The sequence below is a fragment of the Paenibacillus sp. OK076 genome, assembly GCF_900110055.1.
Lineage (GTDB): Bacteria > Bacillota > Bacilli > Paenibacillales > Paenibacillaceae > Paenibacillus.
Window position 1 is genome coordinate 118,037 of record NZ_FOCH01000008.1, and the last position, 23,119, is coordinate 141,155.

General features: G+C 49.2%; 19 protein-coding genes. 13 read left to right on the top strand and 6 right to left on the bottom strand.

Features of this window, described 5'->3' with window-relative positions:
• The first annotated feature begins 16 nt into the window (after window positions 1-16).
• The 8 genes from BMY78_RS30690 (at window position 17) to BMY78_RS30725 (ending at window position 11,218) form a co-directional block, all read left to right on the top strand.
• Window positions 17-1,213, top strand: a complete 1,197-nt coding sequence (locus BMY78_RS30690) for a spr1629 family repressor/antitoxin (RefSeq protein ID WP_090905084.1) — start codon at window positions 17-19, stop codon at window positions 1,211-1,213.
• Between the two features lie 432 nt (window positions 1,214-1,645).
• Window positions 1,646-1,708: a potassium-transporting ATPase subunit F gene (locus tag BMY78_RS30695; RefSeq protein WP_231952816.1), complete on the top strand. Its 63-nt coding sequence runs from the start codon at window positions 1,646-1,648 to the stop codon at window positions 1,706-1,708.
• 63 nt (window positions 1,709-1,771) lie between these two features.
• Window positions 1,772-3,451, top strand: a complete 1,680-nt coding sequence (kdpA, locus tag BMY78_RS30700; RefSeq protein ID WP_090905085.1) for a potassium-transporting ATPase subunit KdpA — start codon at window positions 1,772-1,774, stop codon at window positions 3,449-3,451.
• A gap of 81 nt (window positions 3,452-3,532) precedes the next feature.
• Window positions 3,533-5,677, top strand: a complete 2,145-nt coding sequence (gene kdpB / locus BMY78_RS30705) for a potassium-transporting ATPase subunit KdpB (protein WP_256222535.1) — start codon at window positions 3,533-3,535, stop codon at window positions 5,675-5,677.
• A 224-nt stretch (window positions 5,678-5,901) separates the two neighbouring features.
• Window positions 5,902-6,462, top strand: a complete 561-nt coding sequence (kdpC, locus tag BMY78_RS30710; protein ID WP_090905088.1) for a potassium-transporting ATPase subunit KdpC — start codon at window positions 5,902-5,904, stop codon at window positions 6,460-6,462.
• Window positions 6,463-6,589: 127 nt separating this feature from the next.
• A complete protein-coding gene (locus tag BMY78_RS30715; protein ID WP_090905090.1) occupies window positions 6,590-8,929 on the top strand; it encodes a histidine kinase in 2,340 nt (779 codons plus the stop codon).
• A gap of 8 nt (window positions 8,930-8,937) precedes the next feature.
• The gene (locus BMY78_RS30720) at window positions 8,938-10,518 is read left to right on the top strand and encodes an ATP-binding protein (RefSeq protein WP_090905092.1); all 1,581 of its coding nucleotides are present in this window, start codon (window positions 8,938-8,940) and stop codon (window positions 10,516-10,518) included.
• A gap of 1 nt (window position 10,519) precedes the next feature.
• A complete protein-coding gene (locus tag BMY78_RS30725; protein WP_090905093.1) occupies window positions 10,520-11,218 on the top strand; it encodes a response regulator in 699 nt (232 codons plus the stop codon).
• A 91-nt stretch (window positions 11,219-11,309) separates the two neighbouring features.
• On the opposite strand, the gene BMY78_RS30730 is transcribed toward BMY78_RS30725, so the two are convergent.
• Window positions 11,310-12,611, bottom strand: coding sequence for an alpha-glucosidase/alpha-galactosidase (locus tag BMY78_RS30730; protein ID WP_090905095.1), 1,302 nt, complete (start codon window positions 12,609-12,611; stop codon window positions 11,310-11,312).
• A gap of 193 nt (window positions 12,612-12,804) precedes the next feature.
• Here BMY78_RS30730 and BMY78_RS30735 point away from each other — a divergent pair, with 193 nt between their 5' ends.
• Window positions 12,805-13,644: an AraC family transcriptional regulator gene (locus tag BMY78_RS30735; protein WP_256222537.1), complete on the top strand. Its 840-nt coding sequence runs from the start codon at window positions 12,805-12,807 to the stop codon at window positions 13,642-13,644.
• 107 nt (window positions 13,645-13,751) lie between these two features.
• On the opposite strand, the gene csaA is transcribed toward BMY78_RS30735, so the two are convergent.
• The 5 genes from csaA to BMY78_RS30760 all read right to left on the bottom strand — a co-directional run bounded on the left by csaA (window position 13,752) and on the right by BMY78_RS30760 (window position 17,346).
• The gene (csaA, locus tag BMY78_RS30740; protein WP_090905099.1) at window positions 13,752-14,081 is read right to left on the bottom strand and encodes a chaperone CsaA; all 330 of its coding nucleotides are present in this window, start codon (window positions 14,079-14,081) and stop codon (window positions 13,752-13,754) included.
• 176 nt (window positions 14,082-14,257) lie between these two features.
• Window positions 14,258-14,890: a uridine kinase gene (gene udk / locus BMY78_RS30745; RefSeq protein WP_090905101.1), complete on the bottom strand. Its 633-nt coding sequence runs from the start codon at window positions 14,888-14,890 to the stop codon at window positions 14,258-14,260.
• Between the two features lie 201 nt (window positions 14,891-15,091).
• A complete protein-coding gene (locus tag BMY78_RS30750) occupies window positions 15,092-15,670 on the bottom strand; it encodes a VanZ family protein (RefSeq protein WP_090905103.1) in 579 nt (192 codons plus the stop codon).
• A gap of 34 nt (window positions 15,671-15,704) precedes the next feature.
• On the bottom strand, window positions 15,705-16,823 hold the full coding sequence (locus BMY78_RS30755; RefSeq protein WP_090905105.1) for a DUF4179 domain-containing protein: 1,119 nt from the start codon (window positions 16,821-16,823) through the stop codon (window positions 15,705-15,707).
• Window positions 16,807-17,346, bottom strand: a complete 540-nt coding sequence (locus BMY78_RS30760; RefSeq protein WP_090905107.1) for a sigma-70 family RNA polymerase sigma factor — start codon at window positions 17,344-17,346, stop codon at window positions 16,807-16,809. The genes BMY78_RS30755 and BMY78_RS30760 overlap by 17 nt, the downstream gene beginning before the upstream one ends.
• Before the next feature lie 349 nt (window positions 17,347-17,695).
• Between BMY78_RS30760 and BMY78_RS30765 the strand changes: the two genes are divergently transcribed.
• The 4 genes from BMY78_RS30765 (at window position 17,696) to BMY78_RS30780 (ending at window position 23,085) form a co-directional block, all read left to right on the top strand.
• Window positions 17,696-18,529, top strand: a complete 834-nt coding sequence (locus BMY78_RS30765; RefSeq protein ID WP_256222539.1) for a PRD domain-containing protein — start codon at window positions 17,696-17,698, stop codon at window positions 18,527-18,529.
• Between the two features lie 137 nt (window positions 18,530-18,666).
• On the top strand, window positions 18,667-20,601 hold the full coding sequence (locus BMY78_RS30770) for a beta-glucoside-specific PTS transporter subunit IIABC (RefSeq protein WP_090905111.1): 1,935 nt from the start codon (window positions 18,667-18,669) through the stop codon (window positions 20,599-20,601).
• 69 nt (window positions 20,602-20,670) lie between these two features.
• Window positions 20,671-22,128, top strand: coding sequence for a glycoside hydrolase family 1 protein (locus BMY78_RS30775; protein WP_090905113.1), 1,458 nt, complete (start codon window positions 20,671-20,673; stop codon window positions 22,126-22,128).
• A 6-nt stretch (window positions 22,129-22,134) separates the two neighbouring features.
• Window positions 22,135-23,085 (top strand): 2-keto-3-deoxygluconate permease, encoded by a 951-nt coding sequence (locus BMY78_RS30780; RefSeq protein WP_090905115.1) that lies wholly within the window; start codon window positions 22,135-22,137, stop codon window positions 23,083-23,085.
• Window positions 23,086-23,119 lie beyond the last annotated feature (34 nt).

Below are 23,119 nucleotides of genomic sequence, written 5' to 3' on the forward strand. Positions count from 1 at the left end.
GTAAGGAGGGAGCAGCGTGTTCGTTGGTGAAAATCTGACCAATTTGCGGATCATGCACGGGTATTCTAGAAAACAGCTCTCCGAACTGTTAGGTGTGACAGAACAAGCAGTCTGGCAATATGAAAATGCGTATACCTCTCCCAAAGTACCAATCGTGAACGAGTTAAAACGCATTTTCAGTGTGAAAAGCAAGTATTTTTATGCAAAGGATATGCTTGCAGAGCATAATAACTCTGCCAATATTAATGTCATGAATATTGCCTATCGTTCAAAGGTGTTGAATGTGATTTCCAAGACACAGACAGAAGCAAAACACGTAGAATATCTGGATACATTCATCAACTATATTACCGCTCAGATTAGCCTTCCTACGCTGAATATTATCAAGCTGCGGGAAGAGGCTATTGCATATATGAATCATTCAGACGATGATCGTTCGACTCAGATCCATTATGTTGCACAACTTGCGAGGCAACGACTTAATTTGGAGCCTTCTACGAATGAGAACCTCATGTTCTGGATTGAAAAAAGCGGTGTGTACGTTTTTGAGAAAGCGATTGGTGAGGAAATTGATGCGTACAGCCTTTGGACGCGGAACGATCGTCCGTTTATCATACTGGGCAACATCAAACGGTCAGCGGTTCGCAGGAACTTCGATATTGCGCATGAGCTTGGCCATTTGCTGCTTCATTACCGTCTTGAGTTCGCCAATCTGGATCGAAAAGAACACAAATTAATTGAGAATGAAGCCAATTTGTTTGCGGGTGCCTTTTTATTACCTGAGGAAGAGTTCTCATCGGATATGAATGACATCTCTTATAAGACGAATCCAGATCAGTATCTCGATTTGAAAAAGAAATGGAAGACCTCACTACAAGTATTGGGATACAGAGCTGCGCATTTAGGTATGATGGAGGCAAAGGATCATCGTAATTTCTATGCGGCGATGCACCGAAGAGGATATCTGGAAAAAGAACCTTTCGACCATACGATACCACTGCAAAAACCGATGCGAATCAAAACCATTATTGACCTGATCTCCAAGAAAGGTCTTGTGGATATTCGTTATATGATTGAGGAAGATTGGAAAGTGGAGACGTCCTTTTTTCATCATATGACAGGGATAAGCACTGATTTTTTTAATAAGTACATGATGAGCAAACGCGAAACTAACACTCAAAATGTTAGGGAAATGCCCACACGTAGTTCTTAAAATGGACTACCCTTTAGCCAGGGAACAGCGGCTTGGACACCAAGACCTCTTTTTAGATGATAACCTCCGTCAACGTTAAGCTTGTTGAATTTGAAGACACATCCTAATAGGTAATGGATTGTTCGATATAAAAATGCACATAGACCTGTTTCTTTCAGCTGATCGCTGAGGGGAGCGGGTCTTTTTTTACGCTATTTTTACACCTTGGCGGGTATTTCTTTACCCCCTTTTTACAGCGTTTCGTATTACGATTTCATATGTAGAAGGTTGCAAGAACGGTAGAGAGAGGGAGGGGAGCACATGGTGAATGATGCCACGATCATTGGGCTGGTTGTGTTGTTGTTTGTGGTGTTCTGGGGATTTGTGAAATTTTGTGAGAAAGCATGAATGCATAGGGCATGAAAGGGGAGAAGCCGTATGATCGTCATCGGCATGATTGTGCTCGCACTGGTAGTCTATCTAGGTTACGTGCTGGTGAGGCCGGAGAAATTCTGATGGTCGTTTGGGGCACGAAACCAGAAGCACTTGGATCGTCGATTTTAGGGAGGAAATGCGGATATGAGTAGCGGTTTATTACAAGTGGCGGTGACGCTGCTGATCATCATACTACTGGTGAAGCCAGTGGGGAGTTATCTGGTGAAGGTGTTTGACGGCAAACGAACAGGACTGGATCGGATATTTGGTGGGCCTGAGCGATTGCTGTATCGATTGATGGGGGTGAAGGAGAACGAGTCGATGGGTTGGAAAAAGTACCTGTCAGCCGTGCTCATTTCGAACTTCGTCATGCTGTTATTGATGTTTCTGGTGCTGCGGTTGCAAAAGTATCTGCCGCTCAACCCGGATGGCATTGGCAATATGCCTGCGGCACAGGCTTTTAATACAGCTGCATCGTTCATGACCAACACGAACTGGCAGTCTTACACGGGCGAGAACGCCCTGTCGTATCTGTCACAGATGCTGGCAGTGACGTTTCCAATGTTCACCTCAGCCGCGACCGGCTTTGCGGTCGCTATTGCCTTCATTCGCGGCCTGGTGGGCCGACGGGATGAACTGGGGAACTTCTACGTCGACGTGGTACGGTCGATTACGAGAATCTTTTTGCCGCTGAGCTTCATTGTGGCGTTGTTCCTCATATTCCAGGGTGTGCCGCAGACACTGGCGGGATCGGTGAACGCGACCACGCTGGATGGGGCGCAGCAGACGATTAGCCGCGGATTGGTCGCTTCGTTGGAGTCGATCAAACACTTGGGTACCAATGGTGGAGGCTGGTTCGGAACCAACGCCGCGCATCCATTTGAGAACCCTACGGCGTTGTCGAACCTCGTGCATATTGTCTGCATGATGCTGCTGCCTACGGCGCTGGTTTACGCCTTCGGCATCATGGTGAACAACCGGAAGCAGGGCTGGACGCTGTTTGCGGCCATGAGTTTACTTTTCCTCGTGATGCTGACCACGGTATTTGTTTCCGAATATCGCGGTGTGCCAGCGCTGGATGCGGTGGGAATCCAAGGCAATATGGAAGGTAAGGAGGTCAGGTTCGGAGTATCCGAATCCGCACTTTTCACAGCGGTGACTACAGCAGCCACAACCGGGTCAGTGAACAATATGCATGAGTCGCTCACCCCGCTTGGTGGCATGATTGCACTGGCGGAGATGATGCTCAACAACGTATTCGGCGGTAAAGGGGTAGGTTTGCTCAACGGGTTGCTCTATGTGATTCTGGCCGTGTTTATCTGTGGGCTGATGGTTGGGCGGACCCCTGAATTTCTGGGCAAAAAAATTGAGGGCAAGGAAGTGAAGCTCGCATCTATCGCGCTGCTGGTTCATCCTTTGATTATTCTGGCTCCGACCGCGCTGGCGCTTATGCGTCCTGAGTCTGTCGCTTCAATTTCGAATTCAGGCATGCATGGTCTGACCGAGGTGCTATATGCCTTTGCATCCGGGGCTGCCAATAATGGATCGGCGTTTGCCGGGCTGAATGCCAACACGGACTTTTACAACATCGCCATTGGTGTGGTGATGCTGCTCGGAAGATATATTTCCATGATCGCGATGCTCGCCATTGCCGGATCATTAGCCACCAAACGAGTGGTTCCCGTAACAACGGGTACACTGCGTACGCATACGCCTCTTTTTGCAGGTATTCTGGTGATCATGATTGTGGTCGTTGGGGCGTTGACGTTCTTCCCATCACTGGCGCTTGGACCGATTGCAGAACATTTGGCGATGATCCGATGATGGAAGGTCCAATATGAATGGTACAGTGATCGGATATGGGAATAGGAGCAAGGACGTAAAGTGCGGAGGTGGATTATCACAATGAATGTTGTAGAACGAAAGAAGGAGCAGACGGTGAAAGGATTAGACAGAGGCACGATCAGAACCCAGGGTAAAGGAACGAGAGGTACGGGTACGGATCCCGGTACGCCCAAAAGAACCAAAACATTAAGTCGGGACATTCTGCTCCAGGCATCTCTGGATGCCTTCAAGAAGCTGAACCCGGTCGTCATGATCAAAAATCCGGTGATGTTTATCGTCGAAGTCGGCACACTCATCACATTGCTGTTATGTATCAATCCGGATTTCTTTGTTGCATCCGAGGCAGGGCGAGGGTACAACATTGCGGTGTTTCTCATCCTGTTGTTCACGTTGCTGTTTGCCAACTTTGCTGAAGCACTGGCAGAGGGACGGGGCAAAGCTCAGGCGGACACGCTGCGTAAGACGAAATCCGACACCACGGCGAAGCTGGTACAGAAAGACGGAACCATCAAGCAAGTATCTTCGACCCAGTTGAAAAAAGGAGATATCGTCCGTGTAGAAGCAGGCGAACTGATTCCCACGGACGGTGAGATTATTGAAGGGCTGGCCTCTATCGACGAGTCCGCCATTACGGGGGAGTCGGCTCCCGTGATCAAGGAGGCGGGCGGCGACTTCTCCTCCGTTACGGGAGGTACGCGGGTTACTTCCGACTATATCGTGATGCGTGTGCAGACCGATCCGGGGGAGTCGTTCCTCGACCGAATGATCTCACTCGTTGAAGGCGCACAGCGCCAGAAAACACCGAATGAGATTGCGCTGACAACACTGCTCGCCGTGTTGACACTGATATTCCTGATTGTCATCATGACCATGGTACCAATGGCGAACTATTTGGGCATTCGACTCGATCTGGCTACGCTTATCGCACTGCTTGTCTGTCTGATTCCTACGACGATTGGCGGTCTGTTATCCGCGATCGGTATTGCGGGCATGGACCGTGTCACGCAGTTCAACGTACTCGCCATGTCGGGTAAAGCGGTGGAAGCGGCAGGCGATATTGATACACTGATCCTGGACAAAACCGGAACAATTACGTACGGCAACCGCATGGCTTCGGAGTTTATTCCCGTTCAGGGCGTATCTGCACAAGAGATGACTCGGGCGGCGCTGCAAGCTTCCGTAGTGGATGAGACACCAGAGGGGCGCTCGGTCGTTGAATTGGCTGGCAAGCAGGGCGAGAACTGGTCGGAGACGGAATATGCAGATGCAGAACATGTGAACTTCACCGCAGAGACCCGGATGTCGGGTCTGAATCTAAGCGGTGGGAAGCAGATCCGCAAAGGTGCGGTAGATGCGATCAAACGCCATATTTCCTCCCGTGGGGGACGGATACCCAGCGATTTGGACGATATTGCGAACCGAATTGCAAAGGCTGGGGGTACACCGCTTGCTGTTGCGATTGATGACCAGATTTATGGTGTGATCTATCTGAAAGATACGGTGAAACCAGGACTGAAAGAGAAGTTTGCGGAGATGCGAGCCATGGGTATCAAGACGATCATGTGTACAGGGGATAATCCCCTGACAGCGGCGACCATTGCGCTGGAAGCGGGTGTGGATGATTTTATTGCCGAGGCCAAGCCGGAAGACAAGATTACCGCGATCAAAAAAGAGCAGCAGGAGGGCAAGCTCGTCGCCATGACCGGCGACGGCACCAACGATGCTCCTGCTCTGGCGCAGGCCGATGTAGGCCTGGCGATGAATTCGGGCACCATGGCGGCCAAGGAAGCGGCCAACATGATCGATCTGGATTCTGACCCGACCAAGCTATTGTCGGTGGTCTCCATTGGCAAGCAACTGCTCATTACCCGCGGTGCACTGACGACATTTTCGATATCCAATGATATTGCCAAGTATTTCGCCATCATTCCGGCCATGTTTATTCTGGCCATGCCGCAGCTTCAGGCACTCAATATTATGAACCTCGCTTCACCGCAGTCCGCGATTCTGTCAGCGCTCATCTTCAACGCTATCATTATCCCGCTGCTCATCCCAATCGCCATGCGGGGTGTGAAGTATCGGGCCATGTCCGCGGAACGGCTGCTTGGACGGAATGTGTTCATCTATGGTGTGGGCGGTGTAATCGTACCGTTTATCGGAATTAAGCTGATTGATCTGGTGCTGTCGGGGCTTCATTTGGTATGAGGTTTTAACACTAGATTTGAATAACATTTACACGAAAACGTAGAGGGCAGAACAAAACTGGAGAAGCGTAGCGTTCGCCTTTATTCCCGGATTTTATCCCTTGGGAAAGGGAATCAAAAAAATCTGGGGATAACAGCGATCGAAAGGTTGTTCTGACCGCGAAGTGGTCTAGTGTAGAATCATTTGTTAAATTTAACTAATAATAAATTCAGGATGTGATTCATATGAAACAGGTACTGCCCGCGATTCGGTTGTCTGTCGTGCTTATGCTGATTTGCGGTGTCATCTATCCGCTGGCTACAACCGGAGTGGCACAGCTGCTCTTCTCCGATCAGGCGAACGGCAGTCTGATCACAGCTGACGGGAAAACCATTGGTTCGTCGCTGCTGGCGCAGGAAGTGAAATCGCCGGGGCTGTTCCAGCCCCGGGCATCGAACGCCAATTATGATGGAACTGCTTCGGCAGGTTCTAATCGCGCCGTGGCCTCGGAGGCGTATATGGTTGAAATGAAGGAAAAGGTGGCTCAGCTCAAGCAAGAGAATCCGGGCTTGCAGCACATTCCTGCGGATCTCGTGACCGGTTCCGGTTCCGGTCTTGACCCGGATCTGTCACCGGAAGCGGCAAAAGCACAGATTCCGCGGATTAGCCAGGCAACGGGTCTTGGTGAACAAGAGCTTGCCAAGATCGTGGAGGAACATACACAAGGGCGACAGCTGGGCATATTCGGTGAGCCGCGTGTGAATGTGACCGCTTTGAATCTGGCGTTAACGGCTGAGCTGGAATAACAGTCATTGTGTTGGGTAGATCCACGGGAATGCAGCTTCCCTTGGTTGTTCGTATCAGGCCTTCTTCCGAGCTTCGGAAGGGGCTTTCTCCTTTTTAAGTAAAGGGTATGTGGGGGGAGTGAACAGGATGGAAGACAGTTTCAAGCGGAAGTCCCCGGAAGACATCTTGAAGATGATCACGAAGCTGCAGCAGGGCACCTTGAAGATATATATCGGTCCGGTCAGCGGTTCAGGCAAAACGTATCATATGCTCAGGGAAGGAAACACATTGCGCCACCAGGGGATCGATGTGGTCATCTGTGCTGTGTCGACCATGCAAAGACCGGAGACCGTGGAGCAGCTCGGCGAGTTGGAGCGAATTCCAAGTATTCACTGGTCTCGCTGGAAGGATGGCATGGAGATGAAGGATCTAAATCTGGATGCCCTGCTGGTACGTAATCCGGAGGTTGTGCTCGTTGACGGACTTGCTCATAGAAACCGAAAAGGGGCACGTCATGCAACCCGACTGGAAGACATTCAGTATTTGCTGCGACACAACATCAGTGTCATTACAACGGTGAATGTATATGAGCTGGAGGGATATACGGAGCTTGCACGCCAGCTAACAGGAATTGCGGCAGAGCATACTGTGCCTGCCGATACCCTTGAACTGGCCGATGAAGTGAAGCTGATTGATGTAACTCCTGAAACCGTCTTAAGCCGCCTTGCGGAGGGACATCTTCGGGGACATGAGGGTGAAGCGGTATTTCGGCATGGCAACTTGGGTATTTTGCGTGAACTGGCACTTCGACTTGTCGCAGAAGGGGTTAACGAATCACTGCGTGAGCACCGGGAAGAGATGGGAATTACGGTCACGACAGGCATCATGGAACGCATTTTGGTATCCACCCAATATCACTGGAACGGGTCTATCTATATTCGGCGGGGACAGCAGATTGCGAAGAGATTAAACGGAGATCTGCATGCCGTAACCTTTCGTAATATGAAGCAGCCGCTATCCAAGGAAGCTGCTGTTTTTCGTCGCAACATGATCAAACTGGTGGAGAAATTCGGGGGACAGTTTGAGGAATTGCCTGTGTTACACCGCCGTAACATTCCATCTACGCTTGCACGCTACGCAGTCCAGCATCAGATTACACGTATTGTTATGGGACACTCACGACACAGTCGCTGGCAGGAGCTGTGGCGGGGATCATTTGTTAATTCCTTGCTGCGCAGGGTTCGGGGTGTCGATCTGTTTCTGCTTGCGGATCGGGCACAGCATGAGGGCGAGCGGGTGCTTCCGACCCGATTGTCAGACACAGAGATGCCAACATATCGCAGGTTAAGTGAGCAGGAGATGAAGGCACAGATTGGTCAGATTCGGCGTGGCAAGTTCAAGGTATACATTGGTGCTGCGCCAGGTGTGGGGAAAACCTATATGATGCTCCGGGAAGGCAATGATCTGCTCCGCAAAGGCATCGACGTACGAATTGGTTTGCTGGAGACACATAATCGGGCGGAGACGGTGGAACAGATCGGCCAACTATCCATCATTCCACGCGAGCAGCGGGTATACCAGGGGGTACAGCTCGAGGAAATGGATACCGAAGCGATTCTTCGTCTATGTCCTGAGGTGGTATTAGTGGATGAGCTTGCGCATACGAATGTCCCAGGCAGCACACGGCAAAAGCGTTACGAAGATGTGCAGATCCTGTTGGATGCGGGCATCTCTGTCATCACTACTGTGAATGTGCAGCACCTGGAAAGTTTGAACGATGCGGTGGAGCATATTACGGGAATTCGGGTGAGAGAGACCGTGCCGGATCAAATTTTGCAAATGGCAGATGAGGTCCAGCTTATCGATGTTGCCCCTCAGGCCTTGCGGCAACGTATGCGGGAGGGTAAAATCTATGCAGCAGCCAAGGTGGAACAAGCGCTTGGTCATTTTTTTCGCATTGGCAATCTGATTGCCTTACGGGAACTAGCTCTGCGGGAATTGGCCGATGATGTGGATGAACGCCTCGAATCACAGGAGCGCAAAAGTGCACTTCGCGGTCCCTGGCGCAGACAGGAGGCAGTCTTTGTCTGCGTAAGCAGTGATGAGCATGCGGAGCGGCTGATCCGCCGCGGGTTCCGCACAGCCTACCGGTTAAAGGCGGTCTGGCATGTGCACCATGTTCATGTAGGCATAGCCATGAATGATGAAGTGAAATGCCAGTTGGAGGAGCTGGAACAGCTGACCGTTCGACTGGGCGGCAAATTTCATATTCATCATAGCCAGAGGCTGCGAGATGTACCAGGTATTTTGGCGGGTAAAGCTTCTGAGGAAAAAGCAACACAGTTGGTGGTTGGTCAAGCGAAACGGGTCTGGTGGCTGAACGGCTATCGTGGAAAGGGCACGGTGGTCAGCAGGCTGGTGCGGTTATCCAGACATATGGACGTATTGATCGTTGCGGACTACGATTATGATCTGAGCGGGATGTGAGATGTGCTGTGTCTGAACGAAATAAAGGGGAAGACGTCCGGCTGAAGCTGAACCGTGTTCCCAAATATATATGGGTAACCCTTGGAATCACATTGTTAACCCTTCTGCTTCATGTAATAGGGATTAGCGATGACCTGGTTAACGTGGGGTTAATTTATCTTTTTCCAGTATTGGTCAGCGCTGTGTACTGGGGAATGGGGCCGGCCATATATGCAGCAAGTCTTAGCGTCGTTGCCTTTGACTTCTTTTTTGTTCCTCCTTATCTCAGTTTTACGGTTGAAGATTTGCGATATATATTTTCCTTTGTTGTGTATTTGGCAGTGGCGGTATTAACCGCGAGTCTGGCGGGACGCCTGCGGCAGCAGCTGGAGGTGGTAAAACAACGCGAGATTACGACGAATTCGCTGTATGCTCTAAGTCGTCAGATGACGGCTGTTACAGATTTGCATACCCTACTCGGCAACATTGCGAGACAAGTGTCACTGACACTTGGAACACCGGCGGCAATATATCTCCCGAATGCACAAGGCGAACTTCAGGTTACCTCCTCCTCGGAGGATTCGGATGTAATAGCCTGGGGTGAAGGAGAAGCTGAAGTCGCTATTGCCAAATGGGTGTATCAACATGGCGAAATCGCCGGACGCGGCTCCTCCAGCCTGCGGGAATCGTCTGGTCTGTATGTGCCGCTGCGTACAGAAGACCAGATCCATGGGGTGCTCGCCGTGAATCTGGAATCCAGCGATCTTCAGGAGCAACGGGAAGAGCTGCGTTTGCTGGAAGCATGTGGCGGGCTGGCAGCAAGTGCCATTGCTCGAGTCAAGCTGGCTGAAGAAGCGAGACTCGCGCAGGTGACGGCTGAATCGGAACGAATTCGCACCGCTTTGCTGGACTCGGTATCCCATGAGCTGCGCACACCCCTTACGGCCATCATTGGTTCAGCGACAGGTTTGCTGGAGAATGATTCTCTATTTACCCCGGAGGATCGTAAAGAACTGACAGGCAATATTCGGGATGGAGCTCTGCGTATGAACAGGCTGGTAACGAATTTGCTGGGCATGGTGAAGCTGGAGAGTGGCATGCTGCAGCTGCGCAGAAAATGGTGCGACGTGGGCGACATGATCGGCATTGTGTTAACCCAGGTTCAACAATTCATCCAGCAACGTCGCATTCGAGTGGAATTGCCGGATCAGCCGCCATTTGTATCCGGGGATGAGGTTTTGCTGGAGCAGGTTCTGGTCAACGTGATCAGCAATGCCATCAAATATTCTCCAGAGGACAGTGAAATCGTCATTACGGTGAAGATGGATGAGTGGCATGGACGAATGACCATTGTGGTGGCTGATTCGGGTGTCGGGATTCCGGAAGCAGACCGCGAGCGGGTGTTTGAAAAATTTTATCGATCCGAATCGTCCCGGCATGTGACAGGTACGGGACTTGGGCTTGCCATCTGTAGAGGAATCGTCGAGGTTCACGGAGGTACAATCACCGCAGAACCGAATCCGGGAGGCGGGACGCGGGTATGCATCTGTTTGCCCACAGAGGAACCCGAAGCATCATTCCCGTATATGGGACAAGGAGAGGAAGAATGACATGACGGCACCGCAAGGCGCGCGCATATTAATTGTGGATGATGAACCGCAAATCCGTAAACTGCTGAAGGTTACGCTTCAGGCGCACCAATTTGAGATTCACGAATGCGCCGACGGAGAAGAAGCGGTCATTCAGGCGAGCATTGTGCATCCTGATCTGATTGTGCTTGATCTGGGCTTGCCTGGAATGTCCGGAATGGATGTACTTCAGCGGATTCGGGAATGGTCGCAGGTACCAGTCATTGTACTGACTGCAAAGGATCGCGAAGAGGATAAAATTGCTGCACTTGATGGCGGGGCGGATGATTATGTCACCAAACCGTTTGGCATGGGAGAGCTCGTTGCCCGTATTCGGGTTGCCCTTCGCCATGTGGCCAAAACTACGGATGAGCCGATACTGCGTTTTGGACCACTCACCATTGATTTGGCCCAGAGACAGGTCAATTTGGACGGGTCACCCGTAAAGCTAACACCGACTGAGTATGAAATGCTGAAAGTACTCGCAACCCATGCAGGCAAAATTATTACCCAACGCCAGCTGCTGCAACAAGTGTGGGGAGGGCATCATCATGAGTCGGACAGTCATTACTTGCGGGTATATGTCGGGCATCTGCGCAAAAAATTACAGGAAGATCCCATGCGTCCCCGTTTTATTCAGACCGAGCCGGGAATCGGCTATCGTTTTCTGCTTCAGGATTAGGCTGGGAAACAAGACGAAAGCTCAAAAAAGCACCAGCCCCTCCCTATTGAGGAGGAGACTAGTGCTTTTAGAATTGCAAACGATGGACTTCTTATGACGTGTACTTCGGCAACCAGTCGCCATGAGCTTCAATCAGTTCATCACACATGGAGACGATATCATCAATGGACAGCTCGGCAGCGGTATGCGGGTCAAGCATCGCGGCATGATAGATGTGTTCTCTTTTGCCCGTAATCGCTGCTTCAATGGTCAACAGTTGGGTGTTAATATTCGTACGGTTCAATGCTGCAAGCTGCGGAGGCAGGTCCCCGATATACGTCGGGCTGATACCTGAACCATCAACAAGACAAGGCACCTCAACACAGGCTTCACGAGGCAGGTTGGTGATCAGTCCGTTATTCATGACATTACCGCCGATTTTGTAAGGGCGATCCGTCTCCATAGCCTCCATAATATGCGAAGCGTATTCACGGCTGCGTGTATGTTCGATATTTTCGCTGGATAACAGCTTCTCACGCATTTCTTTCCAGCCTTCAATCTGATTCACGCAGCGGCGCGGATACTCGTCCAGCGGAATGTTGAAGCGTTCGATCAGCTCCGGGTAGTTTCGTTTGATAAAATAAGGATGATACTCGGCATTATGCTCGGAGGACTCGGTAACATAGTATCCAAAACGCTGCATCAGCTCATAACGCACCATGTCATCATGCTGCTCTTTTTGCTTTTCCTTCGCCAGACGTTTAATCTCCGGATACAGATCTTGACCATCACGTGTCACTTCAAGCAGCCAGGCCATATGGTTGATACCTGCAACTTTCGCGACCACACCCGTCTGATCCATCCCCAATGCATCAAACAGATGCGGCACACACACCTGTACACTGTGACACAGACCTACAGTTTTGATTCCGCCATGCACGTTCATGACATTTGTCAGTACCGCCATCGGGTTGGTGTAGTTCAGGAACCACGCATCTGGACACACTTCCTGCATATCCCGTGCAAAATCGAGCATCACCGGAATCGTCCGCAAATTACGGAAAATCCCGCCAATCCCGAGCGTATCGGCAATCGTTTGACGCAATCCATATTTCTTCGGAATCTCAAAATCCGTAATGGTACATGGATCATATCCACCCACCTGAATGGCATTGATTACATATTTGGCGCCGCGCAGTGCTTCCTTGCGGTCGGTATAAGCTTTAATGGCACATTGGCTTCCGAGCGAGCGGGCCATACTGGTAAGCAAACGCTCTGAGTCGTTTAGGCGTTCAGCATCAATATCGAACAACGCCAGCTCAAAATCCTGAAGTGCTTCGGTCATCATGACATCACCCAATACATTTTTGACAAAAACGGTGCTTCCCGCACCGAGGAACGTAATTTTGTTCATCTCAAGTTCAGCCTCCCTGAATAAATGGTGTACCTCCAATATAGGCGGATCGGGCTCATATAACTATGGCTCAACCTCTCTGAAACATGTCATAATCCCATTTTTGGATTCGCTTACAGCTAATAATTCATCTATTTACCTGTTATAATTTTAGTGAAGAGATTGCGGTTGGGGTGAACAGAGGGAGTGTGAAATGTTGAAATTAATCGAAACGAATGTAGTTCCCATGGATTTGACGCAGATGGAATTGGTACTGTTATTTTTCGGTTGGCAGGCTTGTGATCCGTCGCATTATTGGGGTCCGGGTGTTCGGGATGCTTATATTGTTCATTACATTCATGAAGGACGGGGCACGGTGTTTATGGCGGATCAGCAATACGAGCTTACACAGGGCCAGGGCTTTGTCATTCTTCCGGATACGCTTATTCATTATGAAGCGGATGCGAAGCAGCCATGGACTTACTCCTGGTTCGGGTTCAAAGGTGTTCATGCCAAGGCATTCATGCAGCGGGCACACATCAGTCCGGAACATCCTGTATTTGATGCCAGAGATCCAGACACATTCGCTCGTCTCTATGCGGAGATGGTTCAAGCATCAACACGTACCGAGGGAGATGTGTTCAACCAGAGCCTGCTGTACAGGCTGATCGCCGAGCTGATTGCATCTTCTCCCGCAGGAGAGCAGCTGCAGCGTCCTCTGTCCACCAAAGAAGAGTACATCAGGCAGGCCGTTCAATTTATAGAGAACAGGTATAGTCAGAGGACCTCAATCCTAGATATTGCACAGGCCGTGGGGCTGGATCGCACATATCTGTCAGGACTTTTCAAGGGAAGATACGGCAAGTCACTGCAGGCCTTTTTTCTTGAATACCGAATGAACCGGGCAGCTGAATTGCTGCAGCATTCGGCCCTATCGGTTAGTGAAGTGGCCCACTCTGTGGGATATACAGATGCATTGTTGTTTTCCAAGATGTTTAAGCGGGTGACAGGGGTGTCTCCGAAAGGGTTGAGAAGCATGGAGCAGGGTGAATAGTTTTCATTATGCTGTGAACCTCGAAAAATGCAAAAAAAGGCCACGAATCCGAAGATTCATAGCCTTATGCTTTAAGGTGTAAAGACAGGATAGCGATATGATGAAAATCAGGCAATCGGTGTTCCGTTCGGCAAGGTCTGATCCGGGGTTAACAATACAACGTCACCTTCATCAGGCACGCCGCCAAGCACCAGTACTTCGGATACAAAACCGGCAATTCGGCGCGGTGGGAAATTGACTACAGCAATAACCTGCTTGCCGATCATCATGTCGGGGGTATAACGTTTCGTAATTTGGGCGCTCGAACGTTTAAGGCCAAGTGGGCCGAAATCGATGGTCATTTTAATGGCGGGGATGCGTGCCTTTGGAAAAGGTTCGGCTTCCACCACTGTGCCAACGCGGATATCATGCTGGATAAACTCTTCAAAAGTAGCCATGTTGTGATGTCTCCTTTCAGCTATGGAGTCCATTATAAAATAGAAATAACCAAAAAATCCAGATTGCGCTAATCGCAACCTGGATTTTAGTGTTGATATGGTATGAGCGATGCCCGTTTTTGTTCCACTCGGATGTGAGCAGGGCAGAGCGTTTAATGCAGCAACATCATATTACATTAAGCGCCATTCCACTTTTCACCGGTCAGATATTTCTCAGTCAGAATGGATAACATCTGAATGCCAACTTCATTATGTCCACCTTCGGGAATGATGATGTCAGCATACTTTTTGGAAGGCTCGATAAAAGCATCATGCATCGGTTTAACGGTGTCGAGATATTGTTTGTACACGGATTGAATCGTACGGCCGCGTTCTTCCATATCCCGCAGTACTCTGCGCAGAATACGCACATCGGAATCCGTATCAACAAATACCTTGATATCCAGAAGGGCGCGCAGATGTTCATCGATCAGGACATGCAGTCCTTCCACAATAACGATATGGTTCGGTGCCAGTTCAACCGTTTCATTAGCGGCACGGTTATCTATGGTGAAGTCATATACGGGGGCATATGCGGTTTGTCCTTGTTTTAACAGGGTAAGATGCTCAATTAACAGATCATTATCGAATGCAAACGGATGATCGTAATTGGTGAGTCGACGTTGCTCAGGGGTGAGCTGCGACTGGTCTTTGTAATAGTTGTCTTGGGATATGAAAGTCACTTTGCCTGATCCAAGACGGTCTATGACGGAGCGAGCTACCGTCGTTTTACCGGAGCCGGTTCCTCCGGCGATACCAATAATGAGCATGATTGTTCCATAAACCTCCCTAGAATGGCAGCATGATGAATGAATAAAGGCGAACCAGAATTCCTTCGTTCTTGCCTTTATCCACATGTCTGTCTGTGAATACACAATTCCATCATTGTAACATAGCAGACGGCTTTTTTCATCATTGGCGGATGGACCATGTTTTGCCTTCCAGGGCAAGTTATGTTTGCTGCTTATCAATTACTGCATATCTTTGGAGGATGCACCATGAGGTAACTCCCATATGGCTATTAGGCGCTGTCCGATGGAACTTTTTGAGAACATATTCAGGATAACAAAGCCAATTACACTTCCTGCTGTATTGGCTATTAGATCGTTCAGATCGGTGCTGCGACCATTGCCCAAGGTTACTCGGAGCAGGAGTTGTGTTATTTCGATGAGAAAACTCAAGGCCAATCCTGTTGCTGCTGTTCGTATCGAGTGAATCCAAGGCCTTGCCAAAGGAAGCATAAACCCCAGTGGCATAAACAGCAGGATGTTTAGGAGAAAACTTGATGCATCTGCGGTCAGAAGCGGAATCCATTGAATGCTTTGATACCAGGGGGTCTGATTGGCATAGATCCCGATGTTCACGTCGATAGGGAAGAATACAAAGTGCATAATACCCAACATATATATGGCTAATGCGAGCACCAACACATACTGTCTGACCGTATACCTGGTGCTGCTCAACCTGGCATGAAGCACCAGGATAAGCAGGACCAAAACGAATAGAGGACCAAGTACGATGGGAGATGAGATGGAATACTGGATGGACATGGAATGACCCCTTTACAAAGAAATGAGTTTCAGGCTATTGAAGCTGAATCTTCATTTCCATTCCCTTGATGAATTGCGTGTCTTTAACCTCTTCGGCGAAGTCATCCTTGATCTCGAAAGGTTTCACCATCAGGTATTTTACATCTTTGACTGTTGTAGCATAGATGCGTTCCGATTTCAGCTGGTTGCCCTCGTACATGCCCTCGCCACTGAGTGCAGTCAGCTGCCGCCCCTGATCATCATAGACGGCAAATCCGATGTGACGCAGCTGTTCTTCCTCTTTTGCCGTAAGTGTACTCTTATCGTTCAAACCGATAACGGTAGTTAAGCGGGTGGTGACAGGTGTAACGTCGGCTTTCGTAACAGCAGCTGTATACAGATCATGGGTCATGACGGTATCAGGCTGAACATGGTGGATGTTGTCTGTTGATTTGGCAAAAGGAACTGTCAACTCAAACTCGTGATCAATCCCTTGAAGCGTCAACTTGACTTTAGCGTCAAACTGATCCGGGAAGGCGTCTTTCTGATCGGAGGGAATGACCTGTTCAAAAAGCAGGGTGTCTGGCTCGTTCGCCCCGGTGGAACTGTAGAACAGACCGCTGTCCGGTCGGGACCCGTTGGCTTGGAAAAAGACGTTCTCGATGCCGCTGCTCAGCTTCACAATGTCCTTGCCGTTGTCATACATGCCCTGATTCAGATTGGGTGCAGTGACGTGAACCAGAAACGCTGCGCGTGTACCGTCATATACCGTTTCCAATACTTCGAGCTTCACATCCTGATAAGCAAAGGAGCGGTTCACAGGGGTAGTTAAACCTTCGTTACCCGCTGTTCTAAGCCCCATATCGGCTTCGATGGAGCTGAAGAGACTGCCTACAAGCGGTATTTGGCGCAAGGAGTCAGCTATGACCGGAGAGACAAAGCCTGATGCAAATACGGTCACGGCCAGTACACCGGCTGCAATTGTTGCGGCTGCCGTGCGGCGTAATCCTTTGCGCAGCCCGCGCCCTGCGCCCTGTTCGATGTTCAGGGTGTTTGGTGATTCTGGCAGAGACCCCAGTGTAGCATCAATGCGGTTACGTACGATTTCAGACATAATTGGACGCTCCTTTGCTTGTTCTTTTAACTTCTGATCGATATTAAACGGGTTCGACATGCAATTTTACCTCCCGAAAGTTTCTGAATTTGTGGTACAGTTCTTTCCTTGCCCGTGTCAGCCTCATTTTCACTGCGCTTTCAGATAGCCCCAGCGCATCCGCGACTTGACGCAGACTCAAATCTTCAAAATAATGCAGCACAATGACAATTCGCTTGGACTCTTCCAGTTGATCGACCGCTTCCCTCATGTCCACCTCATCATAGGGACTGGAAGGCTCCAGCTGTCTTGACAGTGGTACTTCTGCATAGGAAGTGGAGCGGGTACGACGGGATAGCAGGGTATTGCATTCATTAATAAGAATGCGGAACATCCATGTTTTGAAGTACTGGGGTTCCCGGAGGGTGTGCATGGATTTGTAGGCTTTCAGGATGGTCTCCTGAATGGCATCCGCCACATCCTCCTCTTTTCGCAGCATGGATATTGCGGTATTGTATAGGGAATTTTCAATCTCTCGGATTAGCCTGATGAAGGCATCGCGATCTCCCTGAATGGCTAGCTTGATGAGATCGGGTGAATCCATGGGTGACAGCTCCTTTCGTATGGGAGGAATGAACACAGCACTGGGCTGGTTGGTTTTTATATGAATTAGACTGCCGTGCAGGGCATAGGGTCACATTTTTTTTTAGTTTGAAAAAAAGTGCTCGTTATATATGACGTATTGGGTGTGCACGTTCCCTTCGATTCGGATGTATACCCTTCAATGAAAGAGAGAGTAATTTTTTCCTGACATTGGATGATTGACTTTTACGAAAACAGCACTATAATAAACGTATATTCATAACACGGACTGTTACTGGGGAAACCAGGCATGACCGAATTCGATTGCTTTACTGTAATCGCTTTCGGTCTTTTTTTATTTTTGTCAGGGGGTGAGAACATTGAAGGTTATCAAGAAAGTAAACAATAACGTGGCCATCGCTATCAATGAACATAACGAAGAGGTATTTGTCGTAGGCAAGGGTGTGGGATTTCTGAAGACCCCTTATGAGCTGACGGAGACCGACTTGGTGGAGAAAATATTCGTAGCTCCGAAGAACATCCGGATGTATGATCTGCTGAACAGCATTCCGATTGAGGATATTTATCTCGCGGAGGAAGTCATCAAGCTGGGCAGTCAGATCCTGAATAAAACGTTTAACCCGAATCTGCTTCTCACCCTGTCTGACCATATCAGTTTTGCGTTAACCCGAACCAGAGAAGGCATCAGTATCAAAAATCCACTGGAATGGGAAGTGCGAACACTCTATCCGGATGAGACCCGGGTGGGAGAGGCAGCACTCAAGCTGATCCATGAACAAACGGGTATAACCTTGCCAGCAGCAGAAACGACACTAATGGCACTTCATTTTGTCAACGCACAGGTCGGTTCGGGGGAAATGACGGACACGACCAAGGTGACCACAGTAACGGGTGAGATTCTATCGGTGATTAAGTATGCGCTCAAAATCGATTTTCAGGAAGATTCCATTCATTTTATGAGGTTTGCGACACATATACGGTACTTCATTATGCGGCAAATGAGCGGCAAATCGCTCAAGGACGAGAACGAGTCCCTGTTCCTGATGGTGAAGGAGAAGTTTCCGAAGGAACTGGCGTGTGTGGAGAAGATTGCGGATTTCCTGAAAAATAATTATGGCTGGACCTGTTCCGATGATGAAAAATTATACCTGATTCTTCATATCCAACGACTTATATCCAACTAAACAATCGAATATTACACAATGGACTGTTACTGATTCGATCAGGCATGACCAAGCGTAGGGAATGACGATTCCCCGGCTTGGTCATTTTTTATATAAAAATCAAACCATTTTATCTTTCTGTATAAAGGAGAAGGGTCATGAACAACAAAGACTTGGCTAAAAACATACTTGAACTTGTTGGCGGCGAGCAAAACATCTCGGGTCTGACACACTGTGCAACCCGGTTGAGATTTGTATTAAAAGATGATGCCAAGGCAGATTTGAAGACGCTGGATCAGCTGGAGGGCGTACTCAAGGCACAGAATTCCGGGGGGCAGATCCAGGTCGTTATTGGTGCCAAGGTAGATGCAGTATACGGTGAAGTGAAGAGTCTGACTTCAGACCAATTTGGTGGAGTGGACGAATCCGCAGATCGCAGCGGACCGAAGAAGAAACGTAACCCGGTCAATGTAGTGCTGGAGACGATTGCAGGCATATTCACGCCCGTACTTCCAGCCCTCGTTGGCTGCGGGATGATCAAATGTGTGGCTACAGTAATCGCTGCATTGGGATGGCTCGAAGGCTCGGGATTCTTGGTCATCGTCAACATGATTGGCGATCTGATCTTCTATTTCCTGCCTTTCTTCCTGGCCGTGAGCGCAGCTCACAAGTTCAAAACCAATCCGTATCTGGCAGTGGCACTTGCAGCCGGACTGATGCATCCAACCATTTTGAATGCAGCTGCCCAGATCGCCGATACAGGCGTCAATACCATTGATTTTCTTGGAATGCCGATCCTGCTGATGAAGTATTCATCCTCGGTCATTCCCATCATACTGGCCGTTTGGATTATGAGCTATGTGTACAGATTTGTCGATCAGTTCATACCGAAGTTTCTGCGGGTGCTGCTTACCCCGATGGTGGTTTTATTTATCATGATTCCGCTCGAACTCATCGTACTTGGACCTATCGGTTCCTATGTCGGTGACTGGCTTACCCAGGGAATTAATTATCTGTTCTCCACAGCAGGTGTTCTTGCCGGTCTGATTCTCGGATTTTTCAAACCGATCATGGTTATGTTCGGTATGCACTATGCACTCATGCCCATTCAGGTACAACAGGTGGCAAGCCTGGGTTCAACTGTGCTGCTGCCAGCTGCACTGGCGGCGAACCTGGCCCAAGCGGGAGCGGCATTCGGTGTATTTGTACTGACGAAGAGTAAAACGATGAAATCTGCCGCCGGATCAAGCGGCTTCACGGCATTGTTCGGAATCACTGAACCTGCTATCTACGGGGTTACGCTGCGATACAAGCGGCCATTCTTTGCGGGCTGTGCAGCAGCCGGGCTGGTCGGAGGATTTTACAGTCTGGTTCACGCCAGTGCTACAGCAATTTCATTGCCCGGCATCCTCGCTTTGGGGACGTACACTGCTGACCGTTACATCTATGTCGTGATTGGCTCTGTTGCTGCAATCGTACTCGGCTTTGTATTTACCCTGATGGCCGGTATTAAGGAAGACGCAGATGGAGCAAAACCGAAGCAGCAGGCAGCGGGTGCGGTAGACAGCATTCAGACTGCTGCTGCCACAGGAGTGACAGCAGAACAAGACTCCCCTCAGACATCTGCATCTTCCTCCGATATGCTAATTGTCAGCCCAATGACCGGGGAGATCAGACCGATCTCAGAGGTTGAGGATCAGGCATTCGCCCAGGAGCTAATGGGTAAAGGCATTGCCATTGTTCCGACAGAAGGCAAAGTGTACGCTCCTTTTGACGGGATAGTTGAAGCGTTATATCGTACCAAACATGCCATTGGGCTCAAGGCAGCAAACGGTGTGGAAATTCTGATTCATATTGGCGTGGACACCGTCAGTCTGAAAGGCAAATATTTTAACGCCCATATAGAACAAGGACAGAGCATCAAGGCAGGGGATTTATTAGTAGAGTTTGATCCGGAAGGCATCACTTCAGCGGGATATAACACGATTACATCCATTGTGGTAACCAATATGCAGCAGTATGGAGACGTCTTGACCACAGCCAGCAGTGGACCCGTTCGAGAAAGCGAAGCATTGATCAAGCTGATCCCTTAATGCGCTAGTGCTACTGCATTTCTGATCCAAACTAAATAAAGGTAGACCGAATAACAGGAGGAAACCCACATGACAAATTTAAATTTTCCAAAAGATTTCTTATGGGGCGGGGCGCTTTCAGCCTGTCAGGCAGAAGGAGCTTACAATGTGGATGGCAAGAGCCTGACCATACCGGAAGTGATGAAGTTTAACGAGAAGAACGATCGCAAGGTGACCAAGCAGATCCGAATCAATCGGGAGATGATCGAGGAAGCGAAAAATGACCCTGATACCGTAAAATATCCGAAGCGCCGGGGCATCGACTTTTACCATACGTTTAGAGAGGACCTTGCGCTATTCGCTGAAATGGGCTTCAAGGTATTCCGCTATTCCATCTCATGGGCCAGAGTATTCCCGAACGGGGATGACGCGGCTCCGAACGAGAAGGCACTTCAGTTCTACGACCAAGTGATTGATGAGTGTCTGAAGCATGGCATGGAGCCTCTGATTACGATCAGTCATTTTGATATGCCCATCGTGTTAATTGACAAGTTTGGTGGATGGTACAACCGCAAGCTGATTGATTTGTATGTGAATTACTGTGATGTGCTGTTTAATCGGTACAAAGGGAAAGTGAAGTATTGGATCACATTTAACGAGATCAACATGAGTGTAAAAGCAGGAGCCAAGACGCTGGGCATTATTGAATATGACAAGCCGAATTTTGAAGAGATGTTATTCCAGGGTCTGCACCATCAATTTGTGGCGGCATCCAGAGCGACCAAGATGGCACACGAGATCGATCCGGAGAATAAAATCGGAAGTATGGTGGCTTATTTTACAACGTATCCATATACGTGCAAGCCGGAGGATGCGCTCCAAATGCAGCAGGATGATCAGATGAAAAACCAGTTCTTCCTGGATGTATTGAATCAAGGGGAATATCCGTACTATGGCAAGACTTATTTCAAAAATAAAGGCATTACCATCAACATCGAAGACGGTGACCTCGATAGCATTCGGGCGAACACGGCTGATTTCGTTGGCATGTCGTATTACAATTCCATGATCTCCAGCAGTGATACCGAACAGCTTGAATTAACAGCCGGGAATGTACACAGCGTCTACAAAAACCCGCATTTGCCTGCAAACGAATGGGGCTGGCAGATCGACCCGGTGGGACTGCGGTATACGCTTAATCTGGTCTATGACCGCTATAAAAAGCCTGTATTTATTCTTGAGAACAGCTCGGGCTTCTACGACAAGCTGAATGAGGACGGAACCGTTAACGATCCTTATCGTATCGACTTCCTGAGCAAACACATTGAACAGATGGGCCTGGCCATTGCCGATGGTGTAGAGGTGCTGGGATACACGATGTGGGGACCGATCGACATGATCAGTTCGGGTACTTCCGAGATGAGTAAACGTTACGGGTTCATCTATGTGGATCAGGACGACTATGGCAATGGTTCAATGAAAAGATATCGTAAAGATTCGTTCTTCTGGTATCAGAATGTGATCCAAACCAATGGAGAGCAGCTGTAAGCCAAGATGAATATTCTGGGGCGTGTCAAAAAAATTCCTGGCGGCTTGCTAATTGTCCCCATGCTGCTCGCTGCTGTCATCAACACCCTGTTTCCGGCCTTCTTTCAGATCGGAGATCCAACAACGGCGCTGTTCACCTCAAAAGGCACGATGGTGCTCATTGGCATGATCCTGCTGGTGTCCGGAACACAATTGAACCTGTCCCAGCTTCTGACGACCTTGAAGAGAGCAGGTGTGCTCTGCATTTCCCGCCTAATCATCAGCTGTATATTCGGCTGGGCGTTTGTACACTTTTTTGGCATAGGTGGGATTGGTGGTGTCTCTGCAGTAGCATTCATAGCTGTTCTGACCAGCTGCAATCCGGGACTATATCTGGCCTTGATGAACTCCTATGGCGATGATGTAGATCGGGCTGCATTTGGCATTTTGAATCTGATTGCTGTTCCCGTCATTCCGGTCATGATATTGAATTCGGCAAGTGGTGTCGGTATGGATTATCTCAGTGTTCTTGCTACGCTGGTACCTTTTCTAATGGGTATTCTGTTAGGTAATCTGGACAGCAATATTCAGAAGATGTTCGCTCCGGGAACATTGATTCTGCTGCCTTTTCTTGGTACAAGCTTTGGGTCCAATATCAATTTGCGCATTGCATTTCAGTCGAGCTTATCCGGTTTGCTGGTGACTGTGCTGTTTCTGATCATCTGTATGCTGCCTCTCATCGGAATTGATCGTGGGTTGCTCAAACGTCCGGGTTATGCAGCGGCAGCGACTTGTTCGGTTGCTGGTCTGTCAATGGTAGTACCCTCGATGGCCGCCGGATTTAACCCGGCATATGAACCTTACGTGGAGACGGCGATTGCCCAGATTGCTTTTGCGGTTATTCTGACTTCCATTCTGGTTCCGTATATCGTTAGAAGGTTGGCTCAACCTGATACTGCCATGGATTCTGAAAAATAAAACAAAACGACCAGCACGTTTGCCATTTTGAATG